This is a genomic window from Flavobacterium sp. SH_e (assembly GCF_025717045.1).
GTDB lineage: Bacteria > Bacteroidota > Bacteroidia > Flavobacteriales > Flavobacteriaceae > Flavobacterium.
Map to the genome: position 1 here is coordinate 1,355,810 of NZ_JAOVZN010000006.1, position 26,098 is coordinate 1,381,907.

Annotated in this window: 20 protein-coding genes; 7 read left to right on the forward strand and 13 right to left on the reverse strand. The window is 32.9% G+C overall.

Translation table 11 applies throughout. The annotated features are described in order from the left end of the window. Positions 1-312: a DUF3467 domain-containing protein gene (locus OD917_RS16795; RefSeq protein ID WP_111283353.1), complete on the forward strand. Its 312-nt coding sequence runs from the start codon at positions 1-3 to the stop codon at positions 310-312. Positions 313-638: 326 nt separating this feature from the next. Here OD917_RS16795 and OD917_RS16800 read toward each other — a convergent pair whose 3' ends face one another. Both OD917_RS16800 and OD917_RS16805 read right to left on the reverse strand, forming a co-directional pair. Then, positions 639-2,231, reverse strand: a complete 1,593-nt coding sequence (locus OD917_RS16800) for a peptide chain release factor 3 (protein ID WP_132989548.1) — start codon at positions 2,229-2,231, stop codon at positions 639-641. 149 nt (positions 2,232-2,380) lie between these two features. Beyond that, positions 2,381-3,820 carry an alpha-amylase gene (locus OD917_RS16805; RefSeq protein WP_263524535.1) on the reverse strand — a complete coding sequence of 480 codons (1,440 nt, stop codon included), beginning with the start codon at positions 3,818-3,820 and terminating at the stop codon, positions 2,381-2,383. 501 nt (positions 3,821-4,321) lie between these two features. Here OD917_RS16805 and OD917_RS16810 point away from each other — a divergent pair. From OD917_RS16810 to OD917_RS16830, 5 genes are all read left to right on the forward strand, one after another. After that, a complete protein-coding gene (locus tag OD917_RS16810) occupies positions 4,322-5,752 on the forward strand; it encodes a peptidylprolyl isomerase (RefSeq protein WP_263524536.1) in 1,431 nt (476 codons plus the stop codon). A 78-nt stretch (positions 5,753-5,830) separates the two neighbouring features. After that, positions 5,831-6,784, forward strand: a complete 954-nt coding sequence (locus tag OD917_RS16815; RefSeq protein ID WP_263524537.1) for an AAA family ATPase — start codon at positions 5,831-5,833, stop codon at positions 6,782-6,784. A 390-nt stretch (positions 6,785-7,174) separates the two neighbouring features. Next, positions 7,175-9,946 carry a bifunctional aconitate hydratase 2/2-methylisocitrate dehydratase gene (locus OD917_RS16820; RefSeq protein WP_263524538.1) on the forward strand — a complete coding sequence of 924 codons (2,772 nt, stop codon included), beginning with the start codon at positions 7,175-7,177 and terminating at the stop codon, positions 9,944-9,946. Between the two features lie 124 nt (positions 9,947-10,070). Next, on the forward strand, positions 10,071-12,335 hold the full coding sequence (locus OD917_RS16825) for an aconitate hydratase (protein WP_263524539.1): 2,265 nt from the start codon (positions 10,071-10,073) through the stop codon (positions 12,333-12,335). Positions 12,336-12,638: 303 nt separating this feature from the next. Beyond that, positions 12,639-13,787 (forward strand): peptidoglycan endopeptidase, encoded by a 1,149-nt coding sequence (locus OD917_RS16830; RefSeq protein WP_263524540.1) that lies wholly within the window; start codon positions 12,639-12,641, stop codon positions 13,785-13,787. A gap of 6 nt (positions 13,788-13,793) precedes the next feature. Here the strand turns inward: OD917_RS16830 and OD917_RS16835 are convergent, their stop codons facing one another. From OD917_RS16835 to OD917_RS16860, 6 genes are all read right to left on the reverse strand, one after another. Further along, positions 13,794-14,177, reverse strand: coding sequence for a response regulator (locus tag OD917_RS16835; protein ID WP_263524541.1), 384 nt, complete (start codon positions 14,175-14,177; stop codon positions 13,794-13,796). After that, positions 14,167-15,591, reverse strand: a complete 1,425-nt coding sequence (locus OD917_RS16840; RefSeq protein ID WP_263524543.1) for a sensor histidine kinase — start codon at positions 15,589-15,591, stop codon at positions 14,167-14,169. The genes OD917_RS16835 and OD917_RS16840 overlap by 11 nt, the downstream gene beginning before the upstream one ends. Positions 15,592-16,041: 450 nt before the next feature. Next, positions 16,042-16,800: a methyltransferase domain-containing protein gene (locus OD917_RS16845; protein WP_263524544.1), complete on the reverse strand. Its 759-nt coding sequence runs from the start codon at positions 16,798-16,800 to the stop codon at positions 16,042-16,044. 28 nt (positions 16,801-16,828) lie between these two features. Next, positions 16,829-17,167, reverse strand: coding sequence for a hypothetical protein (locus tag OD917_RS16850; RefSeq protein WP_263524545.1), 339 nt, complete (start codon positions 17,165-17,167; stop codon positions 16,829-16,831). Between the two features lie 161 nt (positions 17,168-17,328). Continuing rightward, positions 17,329-17,727, reverse strand: coding sequence for a DUF5958 family protein (locus OD917_RS16855; protein ID WP_263524546.1), 399 nt, complete (start codon positions 17,725-17,727; stop codon positions 17,329-17,331). 3 nt (positions 17,728-17,730) lie between these two features. Beyond that, positions 17,731-18,018, reverse strand: coding sequence for a hypothetical protein (locus tag OD917_RS16860; RefSeq protein ID WP_263524547.1), 288 nt, complete (start codon positions 18,016-18,018; stop codon positions 17,731-17,733). A 202-nt stretch (positions 18,019-18,220) separates the two neighbouring features. On the opposite strand from OD917_RS16860, the gene OD917_RS16865 reads away from it, so the two are divergent. After that, positions 18,221-19,633: an APC family permease gene (locus tag OD917_RS16865; RefSeq protein WP_263524548.1), complete on the forward strand. Its 1,413-nt coding sequence runs from the start codon at positions 18,221-18,223 to the stop codon at positions 19,631-19,633. Between the two features lie 89 nt (positions 19,634-19,722). Here OD917_RS16865 and OD917_RS16870 read toward each other — a convergent pair whose 3' ends face one another. The 5 genes from OD917_RS16870 to OD917_RS16890 all read right to left on the reverse strand — a co-directional run bounded on the left by OD917_RS16870 (position 19,723) and on the right by OD917_RS16890 (position 26,098). Beyond that, positions 19,723-20,127: an MFS transporter gene (locus OD917_RS16870; protein WP_263524549.1), complete on the reverse strand. Its 405-nt coding sequence runs from the start codon at positions 20,125-20,127 to the stop codon at positions 19,723-19,725. 141 nt (positions 20,128-20,268) lie between these two features. Next, positions 20,269-20,730, reverse strand: coding sequence for a DUF1810 domain-containing protein (locus OD917_RS16875; RefSeq protein WP_263524550.1), 462 nt, complete (start codon positions 20,728-20,730; stop codon positions 20,269-20,271). Positions 20,731-20,889: 159 nt separating this feature from the next. Further along, positions 20,890-21,516 (reverse strand): alpha-ketoglutarate-dependent dioxygenase AlkB family protein, encoded by a 627-nt coding sequence (locus OD917_RS16880; protein WP_248729651.1) that lies wholly within the window; start codon positions 21,514-21,516, stop codon positions 20,890-20,892. Positions 21,517-21,555: 39 nt separating this feature from the next. Further along, positions 21,556-22,938 carry an exonuclease domain-containing protein gene (locus OD917_RS16885; protein ID WP_263524551.1) on the reverse strand — a complete coding sequence of 461 codons (1,383 nt, stop codon included), beginning with the start codon at positions 22,936-22,938 and terminating at the stop codon, positions 21,556-21,558. Between the two features lie 106 nt (positions 22,939-23,044). Further along, positions 23,045-26,098: a DNA polymerase III subunit alpha gene (locus OD917_RS16890; RefSeq protein WP_263524552.1), complete on the reverse strand. Its 3,054-nt coding sequence runs from the start codon at positions 26,096-26,098 to the stop codon at positions 23,045-23,047.

Sequence of the window (26,098 nt, forward strand, 5' to 3'; positions counted from 1 at the left end):
ATGAGTAATCCGAAACAACAACAAGAGCAAATTAATATTGAGTTAGATGAAAACATCGCAGAAGGAATTTATTCTAATCTTGCGATTATCAACCACTCATCATCAGAGTTTGTTTTAGATTTTGTGAGCATTATGCCAGGTATTCCTAAAGCCAAGGTAAAGTCAAGAATTGTTTTGACACCACAACATGCTAAAAGATTATTGAAAGCAATAGGTGAAAATATCCACAGATTTGAAGCTGCTCATGGCGAAATCAAAGAAACGGAACAAGCACCAATTCCGCTTAATTTTGGTCCAACAGGACAAGCATAAATTTTAAAAGCCCCTTTTTAAGGGGCTTTTTTTATACTTGAATTAGAATAAAATGCAGTTAATCAGATTTAATTTACTTTAGTCGAGAAAATTTCATCCTTTTTATCCGGAAGTATATTTTTGTATTTCCTATTTAAAAGATTATTTTTTTGAAATATAATGACTTAGTACGGTTAATTTAATTCAAATTATAAAAAAGCGCTAATTCTAAAATTAGCGCTTTTTTTATACAATTTTTTAAGTTGAAGTGTGGAATTCATATAGATAAATAAAAAAAGGCTGTTTAAAACATTAAACAGCCTTTTTTATTTATTTAAAGTTGAGATTTAATCAAACTCTGATGTAAAATATAATTTTACAGATGGATATTTGCTTTGCGTCATTTGAATTGTAAAATCAGAATCTGCTAAGAATACCAATTGACCATATTTATCGTGTGCAAGGAATTTTTGTTTGATACGTTTAAATTCTTTAAACTCTTCATTTTTGGCATCATCAGGTTTGACCCAACAAGCTTTATGTACAGGGAAGTTTTCGTAAGTACATTTTGCACCATATTCGTGCTCTAAACGATATTGAATTACCTCATATTGAAGTGCTCCAACCGTTCCGATTACTTTACGATTGTTCATTTCTAAGGTAAACAACTGTGCAACTCCTTCATCCATTAACTGATCAACTCCTTTTTCTAATTGCTTAGCTTTCATCGGATCAGCATTGTTGATATATCTAAAGTGCTCTGGAGAGAAACTCGGAATTCCTTTAAAGCTCATGATTTCGCCTTCTGTTAAAGTATCTCCAATTTTAAAGTTTCCTGTATCGTGTAAACCAACAATATCACCAGGATAAGAAATATCAACGATTTCTTTTTTCTCAGCGAAAAACGCATTCGGACTCGAGAATTTTAGATTTTTCTTCTGGCGAACGTGGTAATATGGTTTATTTCTTTCGAAAGTTCCAGAAACGATTTTAATGAAAGCCAAACGGTCACGGTGTTTTGGATCCATATTTGCATGGATTTTGAAGACAAATCCAGACATTTTTTCTTCTGTAGGCTCAACTGTACGAGTTTCAGAATCTTTTGCTCTCGGAGAAGGAGCAATTGTAATGAAACAGTCTAACAATTCACGAACTCCAAAATTATTTAAAGCAGAACCAAAGAATACTGGTTGAATTTTTCCATCTAAATAATCTTGACGCTCAAATTTTGGATAAACCTCATCAATCAATTCTAACTCTTCACGAAGTTTGTTAGCCGCCTTTTCTCCCACAATTTTATCCAATTCAGGATTGTTTTGCACATCAGAAAAAGCAATTGTTTCTTCGATATTTTTACGGCTGTCTCCACTGAAAAGGTTAATGTTTTCTTCCCATAAATTATAAATTCCTTGGAAATCATAACCCATTCCGATAGGGAAACTTAATGGCGTAACTTTTAGGCCTAATTTTTGTTCAACTTCATCCATTAGATCGAAAGCATCTTTACCTTCACGGTCTAATTTGTTGATGAAAACAATCATCGGAATGTTACGCATTCTACAAACTGCAACCAATTTTTCAGTTTGTTCCTCAACCCCTTTTGCAACGTCAATCACAACGATAACACTATCAACAGCAGTTAAAGTTCTAAATGTATCTTCAGCAAAATCCTTGTGTCCAGGAGTATCAAGGATATTGATTTTTTTATCTTTATAATTAAAAGCAAGTACAGAAGTCGAAACCGAGATACCTCTCTGACGCTCGATTTCCATAAAGTCACTCGTTGCTCCTTTTTTAATTTTGTTATTCTTTACAGCTCCTGCTTCTTGAATAGCACCTCCAAATAACAATAGTTTTTCCGTTAATGTCGTTTTACCAGCATCGGGATGCGAGATAATTCCAAATGTTCTTCTGCGTTGTATTTCTTTTAAAAAGCTCATATTTCGTATAAATAGGTTGCAAAAGTACTATTAAATACGGCTTTATAAAAATATTCACTTCGTAAATTTGAGAAGTCTTTTATTATCGAGAGGTTTTTTAGAAAAAAATAAGGCTGTTTTGCAACAGCCTTAAAATAGTCATTTTTAAATTACTGATTAATTGACCAAATTGAATACCCTTTTGGAGGACATTGTATTTTTACCCATTTGTCAGCCTGAGTAGTTGGATACCAAGTTGAGTTTCCTGTGAAATCTTTAATTTGAGTATTTGCCCAATTGGTCTGAATCCATCTTTCCTGCCAAACATCTGAATTATTGATATAAACTACTAAACCTGGATTTCCGTTGTAACCATTTCTTCTAGCAACATATTCGTCATTATCAGAATATAAAATAGAAGTTGTTCCTGTAGCTTTATTATTGTGAATCCAGATCAGATTGTTCATTTTGTTTTTATCTAACCATTCTTCATAATCTCTATAGAAAATTGTAGGATAACCTTCGTGAGTTAAAATATATGAATAAGCTAATAATTTGCTCCAAATTTCATCTGTATCATGGTTGGTTACGAAAGTCACCGCTTTATAAGGATTTCGTTTCCACATCATGTCATCATTTAAAAGAGCAAGATTGTTTCCGTCGAAAGCATCATTCATTTTATAGTAGCAAGCAAAATCAAAAACAGAACTGTTTGCATTGTTAGCCCACCATTCCAATGTGTTTACGTTAGAATCCCAATATTCTCCAACAGAAAATCCGCCTACATTTGCATTCCAGTCATGCACAACCCAAGGAGCAAAACCTTTTACGTAATCAAATCTCCATCCGTCAAATTTCATAGTATTTTTATAATATTTTCCAACACCATCTGCTCTTAGCCAAAGCCAGTTTTGAACATTTGGCGCAGCGTGGCATAAATCTGGAAAACCTCCAAAAGATCCTTCATCATTATTTCCGTAGCTATTTTTGTAAAAATCATTATAGTTACGAGGAAATTTACCAGAAGCAATTCCAGTAAAGTTTGTCCAAGTATTGGTTCCTGTAAAAGGATTAGCTTCAGATTGTCCGCCACTATTGTGATTGATTACTATATCTGCATAGACCTTAATGTTTTCATTATGAGCTGCTGTAATTAAGCTTACTAATTCAGTTTTAGATCCAAATCGGGTTTCGGTACTTCCATTTTGATTGTAATCTCCAAAATCAAAATAATCTGTTGGATCATATCCCATAGAAAAGGCACCGTTTTGAGCTTTCGATGCGGGCGGAAGCCATATTGAACCAATTCCGGCATTTCCCCAAGCTGTTACTTTACTGCTTACAGTATTCCACCAAGTTCCTCCAGCAGGAACGTCCCAGTAAAAAGCCTGCATCATAACGCCTCCGCCAGGATTATCTACATATTTCCCAGTTAAAGAACTTGAAGTTCCTGTACTAAAAGGTTTTCCATCGTGGTGCGTAACATCAATAATCTTAAATTTTTGACTTTCAGCTTTTGAATCGACTTCGTTCATTTCATTTTGTGAACACGAATAAAGCAATCCGCCAAGTGCCATAATTAGGCACAATTTTGCAATAGGTTTTTTCATAATAGATGTGGTTAAGTTAAATAGTAAGTTCTGTAATTATTAGATTTTAAGGTTTTAAAAATAAATATTTGTTATTTTTTGATACCACAAATTAATAATTACGCATCTAAAGTAGAATTTTTTTGATTTAATTTTATTTTGTAAGAAAATAGTTTATTACGAAAACGTTGTAGTGTTGAGAACTTTTTTTATAGTGCTAATAATTAGGTTTTTATTTGTTGCAAAAAATCTAAAAAGTAATAATGGTGTATGAGATTGTTTCATTGATTTATAAAAAAGTAAAAAAGGTTTTTTTGCTGTTAAAAGAGAATGATCCTATAATTTTTTGTTAATAGTAAAGCGGATAGTTGTATTATGTAATTGAATTGTTATTTTTGTTCGTTATAAGTTACGAAAGAACTATACTTTAATTATTTATGTTTTATGGAGGTATTCAGAAAACATCGATGATTTAAGCGGATTATCTAAAACAGACTTACATTAAAATAAAATTTTAAAATAATGTTATTAAAAAAATTACAGCTAAAAACAATTGATTACAAGTTTGTATTACCAATTTGTTTTTTTCTTTTTTTTGCTCCAGTTATTACGGCACAAGAAATAATTCCAGATGTTGTTGCTCAAAAACCTGTTGAAGCTCCTACTGGTGGGAAGTTGAAAATTGACGGAATTATCGCTACAGTTGGAGATTATATCGTTTTAGATTCTGATATTGATAAAGGATTTTTGGAAATTGCAGCTTCTGGCGGTAGTACAAAAGATATCACAAGATGTCAAATGCTTGGTAAATTGTTAGAGGATAAATTATATGCTCACCAAGCTATTCAGGATAGTATCATTGTTAGTGATGCCGAAGTTAGAGGTATGATGGATGATCGTCTGAATTATATGATTCAGCAGGTTGGAGATATTAATAAAGTAGTTGAATACTATAAAAAAGGTTCTGTTGAAGAATTTAAGACTTATTTTGCAGACATCTTAAAAGAGCAAAAATTAGCTTCTGAAATGAGAGATAAAATCATTAAAGATGTTGAGATTACTCCAGAAGAAGTTCGTAATTTCTTTAAAAAAATCCCAAAAGATGAATTGCCAACATTTGGTGCTGAAATGGAAGTAGCTCAAATTGTTGTTGAACCAAAAGTATCTAAGGAAGACAAACAGAAAGTTATTGATAGATTGAATGCTATAAGACAAGATGTTCTTGAAGGTTCAAGTTTTGCTACTAAGGCTGTTTTGTATTCTCAAGATCCAGGATCTGCCCCTAATGGAGGTTATTATAAAATGACAAGAAAAACTCCTTTTGTAAAAGAATTTAAAGATGTTGCTTTTAGTTTACAAGCTGGAGAAATTTCACAACCTTTTGAGACAATTTATGGGTTTCATATTATAATGGTTGAAAAAATCAAAGGACAAGAAGTAGAACTTCGACATATTTTAATTTCGCCAACGGTTTCAGAAGCGGCTTTGAAAGAAGCAAAAGAAAGAATTACTAATATCAGAAATAAGATTATTAATAAGGAACTGACATTTGCTGAAGCTGCTAGAACAGAATCTGATGAAAAAGAAACAAGAGCAAATGGAGGTACTTTAGTGAATCCTACAACACAAGATACTCGTTTTGAGTTGACAAAAATGGATCCAACATTATATAGTCAAGTTTCAAATTTAAAAGGAGACGAGATTTCTCAGCCACTTTTAAATACAGATGATAAAAATAAAAAAACGTATAAGTTAATTACTGTTACCAATAGAATTGACGAGCACACAGCTGATTATGCTAAAGACTATACAAAAATTAAAGAATTAGCATTAAAAGAAAAACAAATTAACGCAATTGCAAAATGGTTTGATAATAAGATTAAAGATACCTATATCAAAATCATTGGAGAGTACAAAGATTGTTCTTTTGCAAATAACTGGTTGAAAAAATAATTTTTATTAAATAAATAAAAAGAGTTAGTTTTATGAATTCGTAGAACTAACTCTTTTTAATTTTAAATACATTCATAAATGTCTGACGTAACAGCAATTCATAATTTAGTTCAAAAAAGAAACGAATTAAAAAAAGAAATAGCGAAGATCATTGTAGGGCAGGACGCCGTTGTAGATCAAATTTTACTTTGTATATTTTCTGGAGGACATGCACTTTTAATAGGGGTTCCAGGTTTGGCAAAAACTTTAATGATTAATACTTTGTCTCAAGCTTTAGGTTTAGATTTTAAGAGAATTCAGTTTACGCCAGATTTAATGCCTTCTGATATTTTAGGAAGTGAAATCTTGGATGAAAATAGAAACTTCAAATTTATTAAAGGGCCAATTTTCTCTAATATTATTTTAGCAGATGAGATTAATAGAACCCCGCCAAAGACTCAGGCAGCTTTATTAGAGGCAATGCAGGAAAGATCAGTAACTATTGCTGGACAGCATCATAAATTGGATTTACCTTATTTTGTTTTAGCAACACAAAACCCAATTGAGCAAGAAGGAACTTATCCGTTGCCAGAAGCACAGCTAGATCGTTTTATGTTTGCCATAAAATTAGAATACCCAACTTTTGAAGAAGAAGTTCAGGTAGTAAAAAGAACAACTTCTGATGTTAAAACAGTAATTAATCCGTTGTTTACTGCTCAAGAAATTATCGATTTCCAGCATTTAATTCGTAGGATTCCTGTTGCAGATAATGTTGTAGAATATGCAGTGACTTTAGTAAGTAAAACACGTCCAGATAATAGTTTGACTAATGATTTTGTGAAAAACTATCTAGATTGGGGTGCTGGACCAAGAGCTTCACAAAACTTGATTTTGGCAGCAAAAGCACATGCCGCGTTTAACGGAAAATTTTCACCAGACATTGAAGATGTTCGAGCTGTTGCAACTGGAATTCTTCGTCATAGAATTATTAAAAATTATAAGGCCGATGCAGAAGGAATTACAGAAGAAACAATCATTAAAAAATTGATGTAATTCTTGCAAAAACAGCTATACTAAATCCTGACAAGTTATTGTCGGGATTTTTTGTTTTGGTCTGGAATTTTAAAATCGATCGACGACGTTCAAACGACGCCAAAAAGATCAACTATAACGTTATAATTGCTTATTTAGAAAGATTCTTAGTGAAAACAGAAGTAAAAACTTACTTACTTTATAACATCGAATTTCGACTTTGTTAAAGAAAAGATTTTTAAATATTAATAATTCATTATTTTAATTTAAAATTGATTTTTTGACAAAAACAAGCGGTGAAAATCGTTTTTTAGCAATAATAATTTTTGAAAAGGCTTGTTCTATTATATTTTTTTTAATTATCGGGTTTAATGCTTAAATTTGCCACAAAAAAATAAATCCGCTTTTATTATGAATATTTATCAGGATTACCTTCAAGAAATTGAAGAAAGAAAAAATCAAGGGTTGCACCCTAAACCAATCGATGGAGCTGAATTATTAAGCGAAATCATTGCTCAAATTAAAGATGTTGATAACGCATATCGCGAAGACTCTCTTAAGTTTTTTATTTACAATACTTTACCTGGTACTACAAGTGCTGCTGGTGAAAAAGCAAAGTTTTTAAAAGAAATCATTTTAGGTCAATCTGTAGTTAAAGAGATTACACCTGCTTTTGCTTTTGAATTATTATCGCACATGAAGGGTGGACCTTCAATCGAGGTGTTATTAGATTTAGCTTTAGGAAATGATGCAGCAATTGCTCAACAAGCTGCAGATGTTCTTAAAACACAAGTTTTCCTTTACGATGCTGATACTGATCGTTTGAAAGAAGCTTTCAAAAATGGTAATGCATTCGCAAAAGAAATCATCGAAAGTTATGCAAAAGCTGAATTCTTCACTAAGCTTCCAGAAATAGCTGAAGAAATCAAAGTTGTTACATATATTGCTGGAGAAGGTGATATCTCTACAGATTTATTGTCTCCAGGAAATCAAGCTCACTCACGTTCAGATCGTGAGCTTCACGGTAAATGTATGATTACGCCTCAAGCACAAGAGGAAATTCAAGCATTACAAGCAAAACATCCAGATGCAAGCGTAATGTTAATCGCTGAAAAAGGAACAATGGGAGTTGGTTCTTCTAGAATGTCAGGTGTAAACAACGTGGCGCTTTGGACAGGAAAACAAGCAAGTGAATACGTTCCTTTTGTAAATATAGCTCCAATTGTTGGAGGAACAAATGGTATTTCTCCAATTTTCCTTACTACAGTTGACGTAACTGGAGGTATTGGAATTGACCTTAAAAACTGGGTTAAAAAAGTTGATGCAGATGGAAAACCTGTATTGAACGAAAATAACGAACCAATTCTTGAGCAAGCATATTCTGTTGCTACAGGAACTGTTTTGACTATCAATACTCAAACTAAAAAATTATACAATGGTGATCAAGAATTAATAGATATTTCTAGATCATTTACTCCTCAGAAGAAAGAGTTCATTAGAGCTGGAGGATCTTACGCAATTGTATTCGGTAAAAAACTTCAGACTTTCGCAGCTAAAGTATTAGATATCGAGGCTCCTGCTGTATTTGCTCCGTCTAAAGAGATTTCTAATGAAGGACAAGGTTTAACAGCAGTTGAAAAAATCTTCAATAAAAATGCTGTAGGGATTGCTCAAGGAAAAGTTTTACATGCTGGTTCTGACGTTCGTGTAGAAGTAAACATTGTAGGTTCTCAGGATACTACAGGTCTTATGACTGCTCAGGAATTAGAGTCTATGGCTGCTACAGTTATTTCTCCAATTGTTGATGGTGCCTACCAATCTGGTTGTCACACTGCTTCGGTTTGGGATAAAAAAGCTCAGGCTAACATTCCTAAATTGATGAAGTTTATGAACAACTTCGGTTTGATCACAGCTCGTGACCCGAAAGGTGTTTATCATTCAATGACAGACGTAATCCATAAAGTGCTTAACGATATTACTATCGATGAATGGGCAATCATTATCGGTGGTGATTCTCACACGAGAATGTCTAAAGGTGTAGCTTTTGGCGCTGATTCAGGAACTGTTGCTCTTGCTCTTGCTACTGGAGAGGCTTCTATGCCAATTCCGGAATCTGTAAAAGTAACTTTCATAGGAGATATGAAGGATTACATGGATTTCCGTGATGTAGTTCATGCCACACAAGCTCAAATGCTAAAAAAATTCAACGGTGAGAACGTATTCCAAGGAAGAATCATTGAGGTGCATATTGGAACTCTTACTGCTGACCAAGCGTTTACATTTACAGACTGGACTGCAGAGATGAAAGCCAAAGCTTCTATCTGTATTTCAGAGGATGACACTTTGATCGAATCATTAGAAATTGCTAAAGGCAGAATTCAAATTATGATCGACAAGGGAATGGATAACGATAGACAAGTTCTTCAAGGATTAATCAATAAAGCTGATAAGAGAATTGCAGAAATTAAATCTGGTGAGAAACCAGCTTTAACTCCAGATGCAAATGCTAAATATTATGCTGAAGTTGTTGTTGATTTGGATCAAATTGCTGAACCAATGATCGCTGACCCAGACGTTAATAATAAAGACGTTTCTAAACGTTATACTCACGATACTATCAGACCATTATCTTTCTATGGTGGAGAGAAAAAAGTAGATCTTGGATTTATTGGTTCTTGTATGGTCCACAAAGGTGATATGAAAATCCTTGCTCAGATGTTGAAAAACGTTGAAGCGCAAACAGGAAAAGTTGAATTTAATGCTCCTCTTGTAGTTGCTCCTCCTACTTACAACATCGTTGATGAATTAAAAGCTGAAGGGGACTGGGAAGTTTTACAAAAATACTCTGGTTTCGAATTTGACGATAACGCTCCTAAAGGTGCGGCTCGTACTGAATACGAAAATATGCTATACTTAGAGCGTCCTGGATGTAACCTTTGTATGGGTAACCAAGAAAAGGCAGCTAAAGGAGATACGGTAATGGCAACATCTACTCGTCTTTTCCAAGGAAGAGTTGTAGAAGATGCTGAAGGTAAAAAAGGAGAATCATTGCTTTCTTCGACTCCAGTTGTGGTTCTTTCTACAATTTTAGGCAGAACTCCAACTATGGAAGAATATACTGCAGCGGTAGATGGAATCAACTTAACTAAGTTTGCTCCTTCTAATAAACAATTAGTTATGTAATCAATAGATTATTTAAGAATAATTTTAAAAGCCCGAGTCGTAAAACTCGGGCTTTTTTAGTAATAATTGTTCTATTTTTTGTATCTTGTCATGTTCAAAAAAGAATAATAAAAACAAAAAATCTATGGCTTTTGATATCGAAATGATTAAAAAAGTGTACGAAAATATGCCTGCACGCGTTGATAAAGCGCGTGAGATTGTTGGTCGTCCGCTTACTTTAACAGAGAAAATTTTATACAATCACCTTTGGGATGGAAATCCGACTAAGGCGTTTGGAAGAGGAGTTGATTATGTTGACTTTGCGCCGGACCGTGTTGCTTGTCAAGATGCTACAGCACAAATGGCGTTATTGCAGTTTATGCATGCAGGAAAATCTAAAGTGGCAGTTCCTACAACCGTTCACTGCGATCACTTGATTCAAGCGAAAATTGATGCTGCAACCGATTTAGCTAGAGCAAAAACACAAAGTAATGAAGTTTTCGACTTCTTATCTTCTGTTTCTAACAAATACGGAATTGGGTTTTGGAAGCCAGGAGCTGGAATTATTCACCAAGTAGTACTTGAAAATTATGCTTTCCCAGGCGGAATGATGATTGGTACCGATTCTCATACCGTAAATGCAGGTGGTTTAGGTATGGTAGCAATTGGTGTTGGTGGAGCAGATGCTGTAGATGTAATGTCTGGTATGGCTTGGGAACTTAAATTTCCTAAATTAATTGGAGTTAAATTAACTGGTAAATTATCAGGATGGACAGCTCCAAAAGATGTTATTCTTAAAGTTGCTGGTATTTTGACTGTAAAAGGTGGTACAGGAGCAATTGTAGAATATTTCGGTGAAGGTGCAACTGCAATGTCTTGTACTGGTAAAGGAACAATCTGTAATATGGGGGCTGAAATTGGAGCTACAACTTCAACTTTTGGCTACGATGATTCTATGAGCCGTTACTTACGTTCTACAAATAGAGCAGATGTTGCTGATGCTGCAGATAAAGTAGCTTCTTACCTTACTGGAGATCCAGAAGTATATGCAAATCCAGAAAAATATTTTGATCAAGTTATCGAAATCAACTTATCTACATTGGAGCCACACTTAAATGGTCCTTTTACTCCAGATTTAGCTACTCCGATTTCTAAAATGAAGGAAGAAGCAATCAAAAATAACTGGCCTTTACAAGTTCAAGTAGGTTTAATTGGTTCATGTACAAACTCTTCTTATGAAGATATATCTAGAGCAGCTTCTTTGGCTAAGCAAGTAGCGGCAAAAAACTTAAAAACTAAAGCTAAATTTACAATTACTCCAGGTTCTGAAGTTGTGCGTTCTACAATTGAAAGAGATGGATTTATCGATACTTTTAATAAAATCAACGCGACTGTATTTGCAAATGCTTGCGGACCATGTATTGGTATGTGGGATAGAGAAGGAGCAGAAAAAGAAGAAAGAAACACAATTGTTCACTCTTTCAACCGTAACTTCTCAAAACGTGCAGATGGTAATCCAAATACTTTAGCTTTTGTTGGTTCTCCAGAATTGGTGACAGCTTTGGCTATTGCAGGTGATTTAGGATTTAATCCATTAACAGATAAATTAATCAACGAAGACGGTGAAGAAGTAATGCTTGAAGAGCCAACAGGAGATGAGTTACCTGCTAAAGGTTTCTATGCTGAAGATCCAGGATTCCAAGCTCCGGCTGAAGATGGATCAAGTGTTCAAGTAGTTGTTAATCCAACTTCAGAGCGTTTGCAGTTATTGGCTCCTTTTGATGCTTGGGATGGAAAAAATATTACAGGTGCTAAATTGCTAATCAAAGCATTTGGTAAATGTACAACTGACCATATTTCTATGGCTGGACCTTGGTTACGTTTCCGTGGGCACTTAGATAATATTTCAAACAATATGTTGATTGGAGCTGTAAATGCATATAACCAAAAAACAAACTCAGTTAAAAACCAATTGACAGGTCAATATGATGCTGTTCCTGCTGTTGCTCGTGCATACAAAGCAGCTGGAGTTCCATCTATTGTAGTTGGAGATCATAACTACGGAGAAGGTTCTTCTCGTGAGCATGCGGCTATGGAGCCTCGTTTCTTAGGGGTTAAAGCGGTATTAGTGAAATCTTTCGCTCGTATTCATGAAACTAACCTTAAAAAACAAGGTCTTTTAGGATTGACTTTTGCAAATGAAGCAGATTACGATAAAATTCAGGAAGATGATACCATCAATTTCTTAGATTTAACAGAATTTGCTCCAGGTAAACCATTAACATTAGAATTTGTTCACGCAGATGGTTCTAAAGATATTATCTTGGCAAACCATACTTACAACGAGGGACAAATTGGATGGTTTGTTGCGGGTTCTGCATTAAACTTAATTGCTGCAGGAAAAGCTTAACTTTTTAAGTTTCGATTATAAATTAAACGCTCTGTAAAAACAGGGCGTTTTTATTTGTTATTATTTTTAATTGTAAGAAAAATACTTCAAATTTGTAACGTTTTGAAATTCAGTTAAAAAGGATTTTTGGGTATTAACTAACGTTTAAATTTGAGGTTTTGACAAAAATTTGTTGTTGAAAATCGAGGTTTTTTTACTTTAAAAAGTTAAATTCGCCATGCACGTAATAAAAATGATTTTTTTGAGTTTAAAAATTAATGTTTTGAGCTCTTGAAATAGTAATAAAAATGTAATTCAAGAAATATGGTTTATAGGTTAATAATAGTATTGTTTTTTTTTAGTTTTGGAGCTTTTGCGCAGGATAATTTCATTAAGCACAAAATTTCGCAAGGAGAGAACCTTTCTGTTATTGCTAAAAAATATGGAGTAAAAGTAAAGGATATTGCAGATGCAAACCCAAATGCTCCTAAAATCCTTAAGCTTAACTCAACTCTTTTAATTCCTAGTAAAAATAAAAGTACTGCAAAGGCAAAAACTAAAAATGCCGAAGTTGCAGTAAATAATGCTCCGTCCAATAATACATCTGGAACTCATGAAGTTGCATCAAAAGAAACATTGTGGGGGATTTCAAAAAAATATGATGTTTCTGTAGAAGATTTAAAAAAAGCAAATCCTCAACTAGAAACAGAAGGGTTGAAAATCGGACAGCAAATTGTTATTCCTTCAGGTATTGTTGCAGTTAATGAAAAACCAGTCGAAAATGCCCCAGAAATCGTTTCAACCGATGTAGAACTTTATAGAGAAGTTAAATCGAAAGAAACCAAATATGGTATTTCTAAAGAATATGGAATTACGGTGGCTGAACTGGTGCGTCAGAACCCATCAATAAAAAAGAAAATGCCAGTTGGATTTCTTTTAAAAATACGTGTTCCAAAAGAAAAAGCAGATGCAATTCAAGCAGAAAAAACTTTACAGGAAACAAATATTTCTTCCCCTTCAATTCAAATTGCTGAAACTGCTCCAGAAATAAAAAGGGACTCTACTTTTGTCAGGACAGGAACTAATTCTGAATTAATAGATCAGCTTATTGCTAATGCAACAGGAAATATTGGAATTAGATACCGATCAGGAGGAACAACAAAAGCAGGTTTTGACTGTTCAGGTTTAATGATTTGTACTTTTAATAATTTCGATATTAAACTGCCTAGAAGTTCGATAGAACAGTCGCGCATAGGAACAAAAGTTAGTACTGACGAAGCTCAAAAAGGAGATTTAATCTTCTTTAGAACAAACGGAAGGCGACATATCAATCATGTTGGAATGATTGTAGAGGTTTCTGATGGTGAAATTAAATTTGTACATTCTTCTACTCACGGTGGTGTAATGATTTCTTCAACGAAAGAACCGTATTATACAAGAGCATTTTCTCAAGTAAACCGCGTTTTAAATTAGTATCTTTTATAGAAAAGTATTTTTCAGAGTATCTAAACGGAATGGCTTGTTCCAAAAATCAGATACATATTTGTTCTCTTTAGCTTTTTTGATTTCATCAATATCTAAAGTCGAAGAAAGAACATAAATTCTAATTTTTTCCTTTATACCTTCTGGCAGTCTGGAAAATTCATCCAAAAACTCAAATCCGTTCATAATAGGCATTTGGATGTCTAAAAAAATAACCAGCGAATTGTGATTCGGGTTTTTAAGTAGCCAATCAATTCCTTCTTTGCCATTATTGGCTATGTAAAGAGGATTTACATCAAGACCTTTTTTAAGTAGCTTCTTAGTGATAAATTGGTCAATTAAATTGTCTTCTATAATTACAAATTGAGTTTTATACTGCATACGAATTTGGTATTGTTACTATAAATTTACTTCCAATTTTGCTTTCTGAGAAAACAGAGATATCTCCTTTAATATTTTCAACAGCTTCTTTTACAATATATAACCCTAATCCAGATCCTTTATTTTTGTTTGTTCCAAAATACATATCAAAAATATTGGCTTTATGTTCCTCATGAATTCCGATTCCGTTATCAGATATTTCAATTTTATTTAAACCTTCGCTAAAGTAAGTTTTGATTGTAATAAACATTTCTTGCTTACTACAATCTGAGTATTTTATAGCATTGGAAATCAGATTGTTAATTATTATTTTTAAGCGTAGCCCATCGCTTTCAATTTGATCAACTAATAACTCTTGTGTAAATTTAATTCTGTTAGCATTTTCAATATGCATTAATTGTAAAATGGCTTCGTTAAATAGTTCCTTTAAACTTACAGGTTCCATGATTATTTCTTTTCTTTTATTTTTAGAATAATCAATAATATCACTAATAAACTGATCTTGTCTGGCAAGACTTTGGTGCATCATTTGCAGATAATTTCGAACTTGATGTACATCGTCTTCTAATGCTGTTATTTCAATGAGCCCTTTTAGTGAAGTAATTGGAGATCTTAAATCATGTGATGCGCTATAAACAAATCGATCCAATTCCCGATTTACAATAATAAGATTCTCATTTTTTACTTCTGTTTCTTTTTTTGAAACCAATAATCTTTTTACCATTATAGAATAATAAAGGCAAACACTGCAGATTATGACTAAAATGAAGAAGACATTTGTGATAATTAATAAATCTTTTATTTTTCTTGTTCCTTCCCCCAATGTGTTCGAAAAATTACGTTCATTTACTGTTAGTCGATCACTTATCAAACTAATTTGTTTTAAATAATTTTTTTGATCTTCAACAGTCAAAAGATTGCGTTCGATTTTTGCATTAATCTGCTGACTAATAACGAATAATTTAAAGATCAATTTATCGCCTTTTCCCCATTCATCGATAGCTTTTGATAAATAAGAAACATGCTTGAAATTGTCAAAAAGCCAAATAATATCATTTAAATCTTCTTCGTGATTTCGGCCAATTAAAAGCCCTTTTCGCGCAATTTCATTGTCTCCAGCTTTTAAAAGCGTAATTCTTGCAGTGCCATCTCCTTGCGGAACTTTTAATTCTTCTAAATACAATTTCCATTGAATTGGATTTTTAGTATAGAGATAATTAATAAGATGCAACGATGCATCTTTTTGTCCTTTGGAATAATGTGATTCTCCATTTACATAAGCTCTATTAGCAGATAAGATTTTAATGGTGAAAAAATTGATGCAGATAAGCAATGCGCATGAAATAAAAACTATTAAAATAAGAATGAAAACATTTGGGAACCGAAAGTTTTTTAATGCTTGCAACTTAGACATAAACTTAAAATTAGTAGGTTAATAATAAAGTGCCTTTTTGCGTGCTTTTTGTAATTACAAATAATCTTTGGGGAGAGAATTTTAATATTTTACATTAAACACTTGTTAATATAATTTGCTATTTATGAATACGATTAGATTGGTTCTTTCAAATATAGTAAAATTTATCTTATGCTTTTTCTAAAAATTATATTCTAAGAATAAAAATATTCTGTAAATAATTATTTTTGTTTAATTTTTTGTTAATCAGAGTTTTGTTTGTTTTATTTTGAAGGAGAAAATCATTTTGTCATTTCGAATTGTTCTTTGTTTATTCAATTTTTAGTAGTAAAAAGTCTAAAATATATTCGTTTAAACAAAATGAAAAAATAATCCTTTTGTTTAAGTATTTAAATATTTTTAGAATTTGTTTCTTAAAAGAAAGTTGTAGAATAAAAGCGTTTTTTAAAATTAAAATTTAGCATAAATAAGCAATCTTCTAAAGGCATAGATTGATGGAACAGTAGGAAAATAAGTGTCTATTCTCTTTTTGAATTCAGTTGCTAATTCTTCAAATTCTTTTTCTTTTAAACGCTCTTGATAAACCGTTAAAGCTGAGCCAGAAATAAAATCAAAAAAATCATCTTTTTTCGTCGAAATTAAAGGGTATACTTTCTCATAAAGAACTAAATCTTTACCGCCATTTTCGAAAAGAATTTTAGCATATTCATCCAAAGTCAGTACAGGAGAAGGGCGCGTCCAATTTTTAAGATAAGAAGCAAAAGGCTCTTCTTGAACTAATTGAAAAAGCATTTTGTTGAGAATATTTTCATTCTGTTGAGGCATTTGAACAGCAAGTTGTCCTCCAGGATTAATACGGGAAATAATTTTCGGAAAAAGCTCATAATGATTATCAATCCATTGCAATGCAGCATTGGAGAAAATTAAATCCCATTTTGTCTCATCTTTAACTTGTTCTAAAATAGATTTTTCTCTAAATTCAAGATTTTCATGGCTTGTTGTTTTAGCCAGCATTTCTGCTGAATTATCAATACCAAGAACAATTGGATTGGTAAGTTTATCGAATAATTTTTTAGTTAATTCGCCTGTTCCGCAGCCTAAATCGATAACTTTTAGATTTTGCTTATCAATAATATGACTTGTAAGATCATCAAAAGGTTTAGAACGTTCTGTTTTAAATTCATTATATTTTTTAGGATCCCAAGTCATAATATTGTTTTTAATTCTAATCTTAAAGTTAAGAATTTAAATTTATCAGACCTCTAAAAAATTGGATGCCTCCAAATAATATTGCTCCCCAAAAAATGAATCCAATATTTAAAAGAGTTAAAATAGTTCCGCCAGCAAACCATAATGCACCATAAATCATATCTTTTCTAGCCTTTGAATTATGTGCTTCTTGTATTTGATCTTCTATATTTTCAACAACAAGTGTTGCATTTTCAGAGCTTAATCCTAGTGCGATCAATACGTTTTTTGCTTCGGAAGCTGATTTCTGCTCGTTTAACATTAAGTCTGCGGCATAATTGTAAATCTGATTTGAAATTTCTAAAGAATCTTGGTTAGGGATTTCCATAAATTGGTTGTTTATCTTTGGTTTTTTCTTGATTAGTTGATCAAATATAAATAGTAGAAATTGTATAAGTTTACGGGAAAACGTAAAACGCTAATTTTGTATAAAAAAAAACTACAAGTTCAAAGAGTTGCAGTTTTTAAGTATTTTATAAAATTTTATTTTTAATCAAGGTTGTGCCAAAAGTGTCCGCAACCATTTTTACACTCTGTATTCCTTCTTTCAGTATCTACGATTTTAAAAATCCAAAGTAAACAGATTACTGTTTTGTCGTTTTCGCTTTCTGGAAGTGAAGCCAGTTTATTAAAAGCAATTTTTGTAGAAAAATTTTTTAGAATGACAATTGGTGTATAAGTCTGTTTTAATGGAATTGTATTTATAGCTCTTTGATAAGCTTCGGTATTATAGTCTGTTTTGTTTGGGATAGAATTAATAATGTAATTGTGTAAAGTTGTAAAAAGTTCTTTAAAACTATAATCGTTTACCAACAAAAGAGGTATTCCAAGATGAAAGTCTATTTTGTCTTGAGCAATTTTGTTGATTAATACCTCTATATTTTTCAATTTTTATTTCTTTTGAATTGATTTTCCAAATTCTATTCTCAAACTATCTTGAGTAAATAAGAGCCTTTTCTTTTGACTCTCGGTTAATTCATGATTTAAAAATAATTGCTGTAAATCTCTTTGAATTTGCATATAATCACCAATATAACGTCCGTCTAATTGAGTATAAAATTCTTCAATATCTTTATTAGCTTTCTGAATTTTATGCTGTTTGAAACTGTTTTGTAATAGATAAATGATGAAGGAAATGGTAATAAAAATTAATAATCTGAAAATTATTTTCTGGTTCATATTAGTTGGTTTTAATGGTTAAATATAGAAAAACTTTTTTGTCTTGTTGCCATTGTATACGTAAGAGATAGAAGCAAATAACCTTCTAAAAAGTGATCAGGTTTTGTTCTACTAAATTTTATTAAAGAATTATCGGAATTTAGAATTTGAAGATTCGCATTTCCAAAAAAAGTATATCTTTAACCAACCTAAACCAATAAAAATGCAAGAAAACGACCAAGAAAATTTTAAAAGAGAACTAGGACTCTTAGACGGAACCATGCTTGTGGTTGGGTCTATGATAGGATCTGGGATATTTATTGTAAGTGCCGATATCGCCAGACAAGTTGGTTCAGCAGGATGGCTTACTTTGATCTGGCTTTTGTCTGGATTAATTACGATTATTGCGGCAGTAAGTTATGGCGAATTGAGTGCCATGTTCCCAAAAGCGGGCGGACAATATGTTTATTTGAAAGAAGCCTATAACAAATTGATTGCCTTTTTGTACGGCTGGAGTTTTTTCGCAGTTATTCAAACGGGTACAATTGCGGCTGTGGGAGTGGCTTTTTCTAAGTTCGCAGCTTATTTGTACGAACCTTTAAGCGACGAAAATATTCTGTTTGAATTAGGTGCTTTTAAACTTAATGCGGCGCAACTCGTTTCGATTTTTACAATTATTGTACTGACTTTTATTAATAGTAGAGGGGTGAAAAACGGTAAAATTCTGCAAACCGTTTTAACAATCATTAAAATTTTATCCTTATTAGGATTAATTGTTTTCGGATTAACGCTAGCTGCGAAAGCTTCTGTTTGGGATGCAAACTGGGCAGACGGATGGACTACACGTACATTTGATAAAGATAGCGGTTCGTGGCTGCCAATTGGCGGAACAGCTTTGATTTCTGGAATATCTGCTGCAATGGTAGGTTCTTTATTTTCGAGTGATGCTTGGAATGGAGTGACTTTTATTGCAGGAGAAATTAAAAATCCAAAACGTAATGTTGGTTTCAGTTTGTTTCTAGGAACTTTTATTGTGACGATTATTTATGTTTTGACAAATATTATGTATTTGGCTGTAATTCCGTTTGACGAAATCGCTACAGCAAAATTTGATAGAGTTGCGGTTGTGGCTTCAGATTATATTTTTGGAAATATTGGAGCGCTGATTATCGCAATTATGATTATGATTTCGACTTTTGCCTGCAACAACGGATTAATCATGGCGGGAGCAAGAGTTTATTATACAATGGCAAAAGATGGTTTGTTCTTCAAAAAAGCAGCTGTTTTAAATAGTTCAAGTGTGCCTGCTTGGGCGCTTTGGGCACAATGTATTTGGGCTTCGGCTTTGTGTTTGACTGGGAAATATGGCGATTTATTAGATTTCGTAATCATCATAGTTTTGATTTTTTACATTCTAACAATCTACGGAATCTTTATTTTAAGAAGAAAAATGCCAGATGTAGAAAGACCTTATAAAGCATTTGGATATCCATTTTTGCCAATGCTGTATATTGTTATTGCAGCAGCAATTTGTATATCATTATTCATAACAAAATTCTCAACTTGTGGATGGGGAGTGTTAATTATGGTTGCGGGAATTCCAGTTTATTACTTAACAAAACCGAAAGGAGAGTAAGTTTTGTTTCAAGTTTAAAAGCTAAAAATAAAAAGCGTCTTATAATTTAAGACGCTTTTTTTATTGAAAAATTCCAGTCTTTTATAATTTTAAAGACCCGACAAATCATTATTAATTCTTTCTTCGGTAGGTCTAAGGAAAATCAAATATATAATAAGTAATATTCCAAATAGTATGAAATCAGGTTTTACGAAAAGAATTATGAAAGCTGCGCCTTCAAGAACTGCCCATCGCATAATTGAAGCTGCTTGATAAATAGGCAATTTATTTTCGAGTTTTAATTTTGGATCAATTTGCTTTAATTGCATTTTAAATAATACACTGCTTAAAACAAAGGCTAAAACTGGAATAGCAAGATATACAATCGAAGACGAGTCAATAGTAGGAATATGAAGCGTCTCTGACGTGATATCGCCTACAATATAATATGCGATAATGGTTCCTGCGCAAATGGCAAGATGAATAATTTGTAATGTTTTGATTTTTTCATTCATGATTTGGTTTAGCTTTGAGGTTGAATATGCAAGTTAAGGCTAATTCTTTTAAAATGAATGATTTGATTTAGAGATTCATTAATAAAAAAAGACACTACAATGAAGCAGTGTCTTTTGATGTAAACAATCACAATGAATTTGCTATAAAACAGCAGCTTCAGCGGGTGATTTTATAGTTGAATTAATAATAGACAGTGTTAATGGATCTGTTTCTCCTGAGAAGAAAGCTTCCAAAACTTCCTGAAATATCGGATTTGCATTTTCTACCAAAGAAAACAAAGTCATGCAAGAGCGTAATTTTCGAGCATCTAAATCTCCAAAAATACCATCAGCCGATTTCATTTTAAAAGTTAAAAGCAATTCTGAGATTTCAATTAAATGTTTTCCTAAGATTGGGTGTTCCAAATACTCAGAAGCTTCTTTTAAATCATTAATGGCATAAAGATTTGCTGTATCACTTTTTCCTAAACCGATAATTTGCGGAAAAATGAACCACATCCAGTGTGTTTCTTTCTTCCCTTTTCCGATTTCAGAAAGAGCAGTAAGATAAAGTTTGTTTTGCGCATCTAAGAAACGCGATAAATCATTGTTCGAATAGGCCATCGTGGTGTGTATTTAAAAAAAGGTTGCAAAAATAGTAAAAAAGATAGGTTTTGCCTAATAAAACGTTCATACAGTGCATGTTTTAACTTTTTAAAGAAGTAATATCTTACTGTTTTTAGATTGTAAAAATCTTTTTTAGGCGAATTAATTCTATAAAAATCAAAGATTTCGATTGGTTCTCCTAAAGGTAAGATTGATCCTTGGTAAAACATCGCGAGCTGTTTTTGGAACTTGATGTTGCCAAAAACTATTAGTAGTTCCAGCCATCAATAAAAAGGATCCATGATGCAGCGGAATCTCAATTGGCGGGATTTCTTTTCTGAATTTATGACGAAGTTTAAACATTCTCGTTTCGCCAAAAGTGACTGAAGCTATAATAGGATTTGGTCCTGTATTATGTTCTTTGTCACTATGCCAGCCTACGCCATCATTTCCGTCTCGGTATAAATTGAGTAAAACAGTATTAAAATCAAGCTGTGTTTCTTTTTCTACACGGCCTCTAATTTTTAACAATTCATAAGTCCAATCTGGTCCGTTTGGATCTGCGCCGGGATTATCTTTATCTTCATACCAAGAAATCATTCGAGGAACGGTATAGGTTTTATCGTAAATTTCCATTTCATACTCTCTCCATTTCGTTTTACGAAGTATTCTTTCATAAAAAACATCAGATTCTTCTTTGGTGAAAAAATTATCAATTAAGATCAATTCAGAATCTGGAATGTCAAATATTTTTTTTCCTCCCAAACCTGTGGTGAATAATTCGGTGTCGCTAAATAGTGTCATAATTCAGATTTTAGTTTTACAGCTCTATTTTTTATTGGTTTAGGAAATGAAAAGTTGTTTGTTAAAGAATATTTTTCTCGGATGTTTTTCTGCGTAAGCAAAAATTAACTGCTCAATATATTGATTGCTTTTATAAGGCGTAACATAATTTTTGACTTCATCAGAATCGTTGATGGCAACATCTCTCGGAATGTAGCCCATTCCATGAAAATGACCATTTTCGATCCAAATACAGCTTCTTTCATCTGTAGAACGTCCTTTGTCTATAATGGCAAAACTTGGTCTGTTATTCAATAAAAATTCAATAGCATTGTCAACTTGTTCGTTATGAAATGAAACGTCTGGCAAAGCTTTTGTGTCATTATTTTGGAAAAAATCGCCTTCTTCTGGTCTTGTATATTTGCAAAAACGATGATCGATTTCAAAATGTTCGGCTAGACTTCGTAATAAATTAATGCCATCGTATTGACTATTAAATTCATGAATGCAAGTCTGAAATTTACTCAATTTACCAACTGCCAAATATTTATAGCCGTTTCGAGCTTCATATTGATAAATGCCATATTTGGCTTCAAAACGTTTTAAAGCTCTGTTATAAGTAGGCCAAAGTTTTTTGATTTCGGTACATTCTAAAAGAAGTGCCATGAGTTCGGTTGCACATATTTCGAAAGAAATTCCGTGAATATCTCTCAGAAAATGCTGTCTTTGCGGATTGATATTATTTCCTGTAAAATGAGAAGTAACCCTTTTTTTCAGGTTGATGGCTTTTCCAACATAAATCACCTTTTTTGCCTGATTATAAAAATAATAGACTCCTGGTTTGTCAGGCAAGTTATTAAAATCTTCTTGTGGTAAATTTGGAGGCAAACGTTGATCTTGCGCTGTTTTCTTGATCATTTTATCGATTTCTCCAGCATCGTCCCATTCCAGCAAAAGTGAAAAAAGCAGAGCAGTAGCATCAGCATCTCCACCAGCGCGGTGCCTGTTTTCTAGCGAAATATTTAAAGAATTGCAAAGATTTCCTAAACTGTAAGAACCTAATCCAGGTTTAATTTTTCTAGCTGCGCGAACCGTACAAAGTTTTTTTGCAGACCATTTAAAACCAGCTTGCTCTAGTTGATGATGGACGAATGAATAATCAAAGTTGACATTATGCGCGACGAAAATTCTATCTGTCAGCATTTCTAATACTTTCTCTGAAATATCATCAAAAATTGGAGCATTGGCCACCATTTCGTTATTAATTCCTGTTAATCCAAAAATAGAAGGAGGAATGTCCTGCTCAGGATTTACAAGTGTTTCATAACGATCCAACACATTTTTACCATCATGAATAATGATCGCAATTTCTGTAATGCGGCTGCCACTGGCATTTCCGCCTGTGGTTTCAATATCGACTATAGCATATTCCGTATTTTTCATCTTTATATAACGTAAGTTCTTCTGTGGTTATTTTTTCAGTTCTCAGTTCTCAGTTTCAGTTCCATTGTTCGATATTTACTTGAATAATGAAGACTGTGACTAATGACTAAAATTTCATTCGGTGTCTGGGTAGATTAATCTCATGACCTTGCGGATAAGGTTTTCTATGAGTAAGGCTTATATCTTCTTTAATTTGATTTTGTGTTCTGTATTGATCTTTCGAATCCATATAACGCGGATCTGGAATGAACGGCATTTTTGCCATCTTAATAATTGTGATAGTTGGAAAATGATAATCGACTTCTACATTTCCTAACAATAAATAACATCCTCCACCCTGAAAAGGGTATTTTTCGAGACTATCTGGGAAATGTGCCGTATCAAAATAAGTTCCTTCATGATCTATCCAAGTCCCAAAATACATAGCCCCTCTTTTTGTTGGAACGTGTTTTCTGGAGATTAAATACGCTAGCATTTTTACTTGTTTTTTATGATGTTTTACTAAATTTTTCGCCATAACATCACCGCGATATTTGGTCTGTAAAATATCAAAAACAGTACAAGAAATAGGAAAACTCAGCAATTCTATTTCGTCAAAGGCATCTTCAAAAACAGAACGTTCCAAAACAGGCAGTTTATATTCTTTAACTGGTTCCTGCAAAAGTTTTAAGTTGCTGTTTTCAGGTTTAAAATTGTTCAAGAGCAAACTTGCAATTACCAAAAGCTGATTTTTAGTTTTTCCTGTAAAACGAAAAGCACCGATAAAAATTAGAGTTTTAATATTTTCAATACCTATTGGAATACGATTGATGAAGTCTTCTAACGAAATATAGTTGCCATTTTTATTTCGGTTTTCTTCAATTAAATGTGCCGTTTTCGATTCCAGACTCTGAATGTGCATAAAGCCGAGATAAATATCAGTTCCGTATAAAGTGGTCTGATATTCACTTTTATTCACACAAGGATTATGAATCGTTCCACCAGACATACGAGCTTCGTGTACATAAACTTCGGTTCTGTAAAATCCGCCCTGATTGTTAATTACTGCAGTCATAAACTCAACAGGGTAATTTACTTTCAAATACAAACTCTGATAACTTTCAACAGCATAGGAAGCTGAATGGGCTTTACAGAAGGAATAGCCTGCAAAAGATTCAATTTGGCGATAAATTTCCTGACTTAATTCTAACGGATGACCTTTTTGAGCACAACTCGCGAAGAAATTATCTTTTACTTTTTGTAAAGCTTCTAGGGATCTTCCTTTTCCAGACATGGCGCGACGCAGAATATCTCCGTCAGGAGCAGGAAGTCCGCCGTAATGTTGGGCAATTTTAATTACATCTTCCTGATATACCATAATTCCATAAGTTTCACCAAGATGTTCTCTGAAAACTTCATGAAAATATTCAAACTGGGTTGGGTTATTATGACGAAAAATATACTCTTTCATCATTCCCGATTGTGCAACGCCAGGACGAATAATAGACGATGCAGCAACAAGAATTTTATAATTGTCGCAATTCAATCGACGCAATAGGCCACGCATCGCAGGACTTTCAATATAAAAACAGCCAATTGTATGTCCTTTTGCTAGATAAGAATTGCAAACTGCTTCGTCTTTAGAAAGGGAAGTATCACGAATATTAACTTTTATACCTCGATTTTTTTCAATCAGTTTTACACTGTCATCAATATGCCCGATACCGCGCTGACTCAGAATATCGAATTTTTCAAAACCAATTTCTTCTGCAATGTGCATATCAAATAATACGATTGGAAAACCTTTTGGAGGCATTTCCAAAGGCGTGTAATTGGTAATTGGTTCTTCAGAAATTAGAATTCCACACGCATGCATACTGCGTTGATTTGGATATTTTTCAAGCAACATTCCATATTGCTGAACCATTTTTACAATCTTATTGGTTTCATGTAAAGCCATTGGATTTTTAGCCAACATATCGAGTTCTTCTTTTGGAAGTCCAAAAACTTTACCGACTTCTCTGAAAATAGATCGATATTTGAATTCTACATTCGTCCCGCAAAAAGCAACATGATTTTTGCCGTATTTCTCGAAGATATATTCTAAAATTATATTGCGTTCTTGCCAGCTCCAATCGATGTCAAAATCTGGCGGAGTTTTACGGTTTAGATTTAAAAAACGTTCAAAATATAAGTCTAATTCGATCGGGCAGATATCGGTAATTCCGAGGCAGTATGCAATTATACTGTTGGCACCACTGCCACGTCCAATGTGCATAAATCCTTGACTGTTGCTGTACTGAATAATATCCCAAGTAATTAAAAAATAACCGCTGAATTCTAATTCATCAATAACTTTTAATTCTTTTTCTACACGTTTTTGTGCCTCCAGATTTGCGTTTCCGTATCTTTTTTCAAATCCTTCCCAAGCTAATTCGGTTAGTTTTTCTAAATCTTCCTGACGGCTTTCGGTATAAAATTTTTTGTTTTTAGGACTTTTAAAATCATATTCAAAATTACAAGCATCAATGATTTTCTGTGTGTTGATTATAATTTCAGGATATTTTTCATAAAAAGGCAAAAGAGATTCTAGAGGCTGCATGACATCAGAAATTTTGCAATAATCAGATTCTGTGAGTTTAGATAAAATAATATTTGTATCAATAGCACGAAGAATTTTATGCAGGTTGTATTCTGTTTTGGTTCTAAAAGTTACAGGCTGTAAAATCACCATTTTGGAGATTTTAGTTTTATGTTTTGAAGTCAGAAGACCAGAAACTTCTTCAGGACGAACTCCGATAAATTCATTTTCATGAAGTGTTTCGGGAGCATTTTCTAAAGTATAAATCACAAAAACCGATTTGAATTTTGGAGCACGCAATGGCAGTGTTTCTCCACTGAAATTATGATCAGTTAAAAAAATATTCATTTCTGCTAAGCCTTCTGCATTTTTCGCCAAACCAATATATCGGAATTCATGATGGAATCGAAATTCCATTCCAACCAAAGGTTTAATTTCTTTTTCGTGACACGCTTTTATAAAATCGTAAATTCCGGTAACGGTATTAATATCTGTTAATGCCATTGCATTTATACCGCACGAAACAGCTTCGTCAATCAATTCTTTAAGTGGAATTGTGCCGTAGCGCAGAGAATGATAAGAATGACAATTCAGATACAT